This window comes from uncultured Lamprocystis sp., from assembly GCF_903933125.1.
Lineage (GTDB): Bacteria > Pseudomonadota > Gammaproteobacteria > Chromatiales > Chromatiaceae > Thiodictyon.
On record NZ_CAIZIZ010000231.1, the window covers coordinates 1 to 5894 of the forward strand.

The window sequence follows — 5894 nt, forward strand, 5'->3', positions numbered from 1 at the left end:
GGGTACAAGCTGTATGCTTGAAAAATCAACGCATTACGGTGCGGCAGTGCCGACCATGACAGGGGTCAGTAAATTTTGACGATGCACAATATCTTATTGATTATGTTACGGTAAATTGCCACGGGAAATCCCAGAGAGCCAAATGGGCTCCAACCTGGTCAATATTATCATGGACATGGAGCGGCACGCCGAACGACTCACGGCGAACAGCGCGCCGGAACAACGCCGCAGACTGATCCGCGAGATGCAGGGCGTGTGCATGGACATGCAATGCACACTCACGGATGAAGCGCAGAAGATCATGGAAATTTCGATTCACATCGTGCCCAGCGAAGTGCTGGAACGGGCGCAACAGGGGCGCAGTGACCTGGTTGAATATCAAAAACTGAGCGCTGACCTCGATAAATTGGTGGTCAAACTGATTGCCAAGGAAGTGAGCCGACGCTTTACCGCCAAAGTCGGCGGTTATTTCAAGACCCTGGGACTCGGTAAGCAGGTGCCGTCGTTCGTTACACAATTGCTTGAGATGGGCTGGATCAATCGTAAAGGACAATTGCTGCCGGGCGCCACCATCGATGACTTGCTGACCGGACAATATCGCGAACAATTTGCGCAATTGATGCCCAGCGAAGTCGTTCAGGAGGGGATGCACATCCGTGACACGATCGCGGCCTGTTTCGCGCTCAGCCAGGACTACCAGGATGATCCCGACGGGTTGATCGAGGACGCCCGGCGGCGTCATGCCCTGCTTGAGATTACACTGCGGGAAACCACCAGGCAATCGTAATTGCCAGTGCTTGGCCGGGTGACGGCAGCAGGATTGCGAACCCCGGCACCATGCCGCACTTGAAGCCGACCCGCCGGCCGGGCATGTCGGCCTCGATCAAGGTTCCGGCCGTAGGGTGGACAAGCGATAGCGCAGTCCACCGAATCCCGCGCCACCGCTGGTGGACTGCGCTGCGCTTGTCCACCCTACGACGGCGCCTGGCCGAAACGACGATCAAGGCCAGTCAGATCAAGACCCTCGCCCGGCAATCCACTCACCACCCACCCGCTCCGTAGATTCGGATCCCTTCGTTCGGACCGCCACCGTTTGGGCATAAATCCGACACTGGACAACCTGGCAGATCCGGTCTATACCTAGCTTAGCAGAACATCAGAATCTAGTTATATTCTTATATTATTGATAATTGTCAATGACAGCATCTGTTCGCGTTTACGTGTCGGGGCGACACGCCGACCGCCAGCGGTCCCGAGGAGAGCCCCAAGTATCTGGAATCCCAAGCAGGTCGTGATTCCTTCGAGGCGTAAGGCGGGGCAGCACGCATGAACATCGAACCTCGGGCAATTGCGCAGGCGATTGGTCCCTTCCTGGCCGATCAGTTGGAGGTCCGCGGCATCAGCCGACGCGGCTTCGTGAAGTTCGCACTCGGCATCACCGCGGCCATGGGTCTGCCGTTCGCCATGACCAGTCGGGTCGTGGCCGCGCTGGATCGGCCGTCGGCCCGGCCCTCGGTGATCTGGCTGCATTTTCAGGAATGCACCGGCTGCACTGAGTCCCTGCTGCGGGCGACCCATCCGACCGTCGAGGGCCTGATCCTCGACCTGATCTCGCTGGACTACTCCGAGACCCTGCTGGCGGCGGCCGGCCAGCAGGCTGAACAGGCGCTGCATGACGCCATGGTGCAGAACCAGGGCCGGTTCATCTTGGTGGTCGAAGGGTCGGTGCCAACCGCGGACCACGGCAATTTCTGCAAGGTCGCCGGCCGGACGCCCCAGGACATGCTGCACGCGATCGCCCCGCATGCGGCCGCGGCGGTCGCCATTGGCTCCTGCGCCTCCTGGGGCGGCGTGCAGAGCGCCGCGCCGAATCCCACCGGCGCGGTTGGATTGGGTGAGGCGCTGGGACTGGAGGGGATCCTCAAGGCGGACGGCAGCGTCCTGCCGGTCATCACGCTGCCGGGTTGTCCGGCCTCCCCGTACAACCTGCTCGCGACCCTGCTTTATTACCTGACCCTGCATCGGCTGCCCGAGGTCGATGCCAAGGGCCGCCCCAAGTTCGCCTATGGACGGCTGATCCACGAGAACTGCGAGCGCCGACCACACTTCGATGCCGGGCGCTTTGCCAAGGAGTTCGGCGATGCCGGCCATCGCCAGGGCTGGTGTCTGTACAAACTGGGCTGCAAAGGCCCCGAGACCTATGCCAACTGCCCGGCGATCCAGTTCGGCGATGTCGGCGCCAACACCTGGCCGGTGGGGATCGGCCATCCCTGCTTCGGCTGCGCCGAACAGGGGGTGGGTTTCCACAAGGCGCTGCATGAACAGGCCAAGGTGTTGTCGGTGACTCCCAACTCGCTCTTCCCCGGGGTCTTCACCGAGCATCCCGGCGGCGTGACCCTGGCCTCGGCGGCGGTCGCGGGCGCGATCGGCGGCGGGGCCCTGGTCTATGCCCTGGGGGCCAGCCAACAACTCAAGCAGGCGGAGAGCCAATCCACGTCAACCACGGATGATGAGGCCTAAGCCGGCCGGAGGCATCCCATGAACAGCAATCGTCGCGATTTTCTCAAGATCATGGCGGTCGGGGCCGCGGGGGCGGCGACCGCGCTCGCCGCCGGACCGGCCCAGGCGCGTCTCCCGAAGGCACTGCCGTCAGGGGCGATCGGCCTCCTCTACGACGCCACGCTCTGTATCGGCTGCAAGGCCTGCGAGGTTGGCTGCAAGGCCGCCAACCAGATGCCGATGGACCACGACTCGGGCGTCGAGGAGGCACATGGCGTGAGCGGGGTGTGGGATGCTCCGGACGACCTGAACAGCCGCACCCTGAACAAGATCAAGCTGTGTGCGACGGGCGACGCGAGCCACGGTGGCTTCAGCTTCGTCAAACGCGCCTGTATGCACTGCGTCGACCCCAACTGCGTGTCGGCTTGTCCGGTCAGCGCCCTGACCAAGGATCCCACGACCGGTATCGTCCGCTACAACCCTGACGCCTGCATCGGCTGCCGCTATTGTCAATTGGCCTGTCCGTTCAACGTCCCGAAGTTCGAGTACGACAAACCCTTCCCCAAGATCGTCAAGTGCGAACTGTGCGCCGACCGCGTCGCGCAGGGCGACCTACCGGCCTGCGCCGCGGCCTGCCCCACCGGGGCCTGTCTGTTTGGGCCGGTGACCGAGCTGCTGGCCGAGGGCCACCGGCGTCTTGGCTTCCGGCCCGGCGAGACCCAGGACTACCCCATCCACAGCCTGGATGGCAGCGAGCAACGCACGGCCACGGTGACCGGCTATGTGCCGAGCATCTACGGCGAGACCGAGACGGGCGGCACCCAGCAATTGCTGATGGCGGGCGTGCCCTTCGATCGGCTTGGACTGCCGCCACTGGGCGAGGAGTCGCGCGCGCGACTCTCCGAGACCATGCAGCACACCCTCTACCAGGGCATGTTCGCGCCCACGCTATTGTTCGGCGGACTGGTCTACGCGGTCTTCCGCAACATCCGCGAGGGCTGCGAGGATCGCGCGACCCCGACCGATCCGGCCAGCGAACCGGAGGAGCGCCGCCATGACTGAGGTCTACCGTCCGGTGGGTGGCAAACTGCTGACCACTCAGTTCTACTTCATGGGGATCCTGGCGCTGATCGGGGGTTACTTCCTGGTGCGCCGCTTCGTCTTCGGGATCGGCGACATCGCCCATCTCAGCGACGGCTTCCCCTGGGGGCTGTGGATCACCTATGACGTGGTCGTCGGCACCGCCCTGGCCTGCGGCGGTTACGCAATGGCCATCCTGGTTTATGTGTTCCACCGCTGTCAATTCCACCCGATGATCCGGGCGGCGCTCCTGACCAGCGTCTTCGGCTATACCTTGGCGGGGGTATCCATCGTGGTGGATGTCGGGCGCTACTGGAATCTCTATAACGTCTTTCTGCCGCAATACATCAATCTCGGCTCGGTGATGCTGGAGGTCGCGCTGTGCGTGACCACCTATACCCTGGTGCTGTGGATCGAGTTTTCGCCCACCATCCTGGAGGCAATGAAGGCCAACCGGCTGCTGCGGCTGATGCGTCACATCCTGTTCTTCTTCATCGGCGTGGGTATCCTGTTGCCGACCATGCACCAGTCCTCGCTCGGGTCGCTGCTGATCATCGCCGGGTATAAAGTCCATCCGCTTTGGCAAAGCAACCTGATCCCCCTGCTGTTCCTGATCACGGCCATCGCCATGGGCTATGGGATGGTGGTCTTCGAGTCGCTCTACGCCTCGGCTAACCTTGGCCGCCGGCTCGAAACCAAGATGCTTGCGCGCATCGGCGCGGTCATCCCCTGGCTGCTGATCGCCTGGCTGGTGCTGCGTATCGGCGATCTCGCGCTCGTCGGCAAGCTCGGATTGCTGTTACAGCCGGGACCCGAACCCATCCTGTTCGCCTTGGAAGCGGCGCTCTTCATCTATGCCACCGTCATCCTGTTGGAGCCGCGGCGGCGCATCCGCCCCACCGCGCTCTTCTGGAGCGCGCTGGCGGTGGTGCTGGGTGGTGCTCTCTATCGGTTCAATGCCTTCCTGATCGCCTATGACCCTGGTCCGGGCTGGCACTATTTTCCGGCGGTCGGCGAACAGATGATCACCTTGGGCTTCGTCGCGATCGGGGTCATGGCCTATCTGTTCTTCGTCAAGAAGACGCCGGTCCTGGCCGCCAAACCATAACCGTTGATCGATACCTGGCGGGGGACGGCCGCAGGCGCCGCCCCCGCAACCAACTGGAGACCCCGATGAGCACCAAGCGCATTTCTGTCGATCCGGTGACCCGTATCGAGGGACATCTGCGGATCGATTGCGACATCCGCGACGGCAAGGTCGTCGACGCCTGGTCGAGCGGTCAGATGTGGCGCGGGATCGAGACCATCCTGATCGGCCGCGATCCCCGCGATGCCTGGCTCTACACCCAACGCATCTGCGGGGTCTGCACCACGGTCCATGCGATCTGTTCGGTGCGCGCAGTGGAAAACGCCCTGGGCCTCGAGATCCCCTTGAATGCCCAGTTGATCCGCAACCTGATCATGGCTGCCCATGGGATCCATGACCATATCGTGCATTTTTATCAACTGTCGGCGTTGGATTGGGTGGATGTCGTGTCGGCGCTGGACGCCGACCCCCGGGCCGCCGCGACGCTCGCGCAAGGGCTGTCGAACTGGCCCAACAACAGCGCTGAACAGTTTACCGCGGTGAAGACGCGCATCAAGAAATTCGTCGATAACGGGCAACTCGGGATTTTTGCCCACGGCTATTGGGGACACCCGGCCATGAAGCTGCCCCCCGAGGCCAATCTGATGGCGGTTGCTCATTATCTGGAGGCGCTCGACTATCAACGCCGGGCCAACCAGATTGTCGCCATCCTGGGCGGCAAGACTCCGCATATCCAGAATCTCGCGGTCGGTGGTGTTGCTAACGCCATCAACCCGGACGAACAGTCCGCGCTGAATATGGAGCGACTCGCCTATGTCCGGACGCTCATAACTGAGTTGGGGGGGTTCGTCCGGGAGGTCTATCTGCCCGATGTCACCGCCATCGCGGGGCTCTACGCGGATTGGCTGCCCTATGGCGAGGGCGTCACCGACTATCTGTCCGCGCCCGATTTTCCACGCGATGCGAAGGGCACCGACTTTGCCATGCCGGGCGGCTATATTCCCCAGGCCGATCTTAGCCGACTGCACCAGATCACCCATTTCGGCGACCCGTATTTCGAGCATAACGTCAAGGAGAGCATCAAGCACAGCTCGACTTTGGCCATTTCAGGCCGTCGAGGCCAGTTGATCCAGCAAGCGTTCCCAGTCCCGCTGGGAAATAACGAGGGCGTCCGGGTCTGCGGTTGAGTTGACGAAATTCGCCGCCGCCCAACTGGTGCGGCGCACCA

4 protein-coding genes and 1 pseudogene are annotated in these 5894 nt (G+C 62.6%); all 5 read left to right on the forward strand.

Annotation, left to right across the window (positions count from 1 at the left end):
* The first annotated feature begins 142 nt into the window (after positions 1 to 142).
* A complete protein-coding gene (locus QZY03_RS11475; protein WP_295581107.1) occupies positions 143 to 787 on the forward strand; it encodes a hypothetical protein in 645 nt (214 codons plus the stop codon).
* 539 nt (positions 788 to 1326) lie between these two features.
* The gene (locus QZY03_RS11480) at positions 1327 to 2520 is read left to right on the forward strand and encodes a hydrogenase small subunit (protein ID WP_295581109.1); all 1194 of its coding nucleotides are present in this window, start codon (positions 1327 to 1329) and stop codon (positions 2518 to 2520) included.
* An 18-nt stretch (positions 2521 to 2538) separates the two neighbouring features.
* A complete protein-coding gene (hybA, locus tag QZY03_RS11485) occupies positions 2539 to 3561 on the forward strand; it encodes a hydrogenase 2 operon protein HybA (protein WP_295581111.1) in 1023 nt (340 codons plus the stop codon).
* The gene (gene hybB / locus QZY03_RS11490; RefSeq protein WP_295581113.1) at positions 3554 to 4687 is read left to right on the forward strand and encodes a Ni/Fe-hydrogenase cytochrome b subunit; all 1134 of its coding nucleotides are present in this window, start codon (positions 3554 to 3556) and stop codon (positions 4685 to 4687) included. The genes hybA and hybB overlap by 8 nt, the downstream gene beginning before the upstream one ends.
* A gap of 65 nt (positions 4688 to 4752) precedes the next feature.
* Positions 4753 to 5754 (forward strand): annotated as a pseudogene (locus QZY03_RS11495) (nickel-dependent hydrogenase large subunit); the annotation flags it as partial.
* Positions 5755 to 5894 lie beyond the last annotated feature (140 nt).

Coding starts and splice junctions, on each gene's coding strand:
- QZY03_RS11475 (WP_295581107.1), top strand. CDS start 143: ATGGGCTCCAACCTGGTCAATATTATCATGGACATGGAGCGGCACGCC.
- QZY03_RS11480 (WP_295581109.1), top strand. CDS start 1,327: ATGAACATCGAACCTCGGGCAATTGCGCAGGCGATTGGTCCCTTCCTG.
- hybA (WP_295581111.1), top strand. CDS start 2,539: ATGAACAGCAATCGTCGCGATTTTCTCAAGATCATGGCGGTCGGGGCC.
- hybB (WP_295581113.1), top strand. CDS start 3,554: ATGACTGAGGTCTACCGTCCGGTGGGTGGCAAACTGCTGACCACTCAG.